The sequence below is a fragment of the Haloferax marisrubri genome (genome assembly GCF_001469875.2).
Lineage (GTDB): Archaea > Halobacteriota > Halobacteria > Halobacteriales > Haloferacaceae > Haloferax > Haloferax marisrubri.
Genome location: NZ_LOPW02000009.1, coordinates 1 through 449, shown reverse-complemented (window position 1 = coordinate 449; position 449 = coordinate 1). Strand labels below are relative to the sequence as shown.

Annotated in this window: 1 rRNA gene; it reads right to left on the bottom strand. The window is 52.6% G+C overall.

Going from position 1 to position 449, the window contains the following annotated elements:
• Positions 1-449: ribosomal RNA gene (locus AUR65_RS19900) — 23S ribosomal RNA — on the bottom strand; the annotation flags it as partial.

Here is a 449-nt window from a genome sequence, read left to right as displayed (position 1 = left end):
CCCTTAGACTCGCCAGTCAGATGCACTCCATGGTTCGTTTTTCAAAACGCACGACGTAACATCGGCTTCACTCAAGTCTTACTACGGGATCGCTCCCAGTTCATTCGTCGAGTGACCTTGTATGCCACGTCGCTCTATCGCCAACTGATTTCAAGCCCTATTGCACCGCCCTTTTCGGGGTGCTTTTCAGCGTTCGCTCACGCTACTTGTTCGCTATCGGTCTCGAGGAGTGTTTAGTCTTCGCAGTTGATGCCTGCGTAATTCACGAGGGATATCCAACCCCCGCTATTCTGGAACAACCCCGGGATCTGATTCATACGTTACGGGGTTTTCACCCTGTATCACGCTCCGTTCCAGGAGACTTCACGTATGATCCAGGTCCGTTATGGGTAGTCCGTACACCACATTGCCCGAAGGCTTCGGTTTGGACTGTATCGCGTTCACTCGCC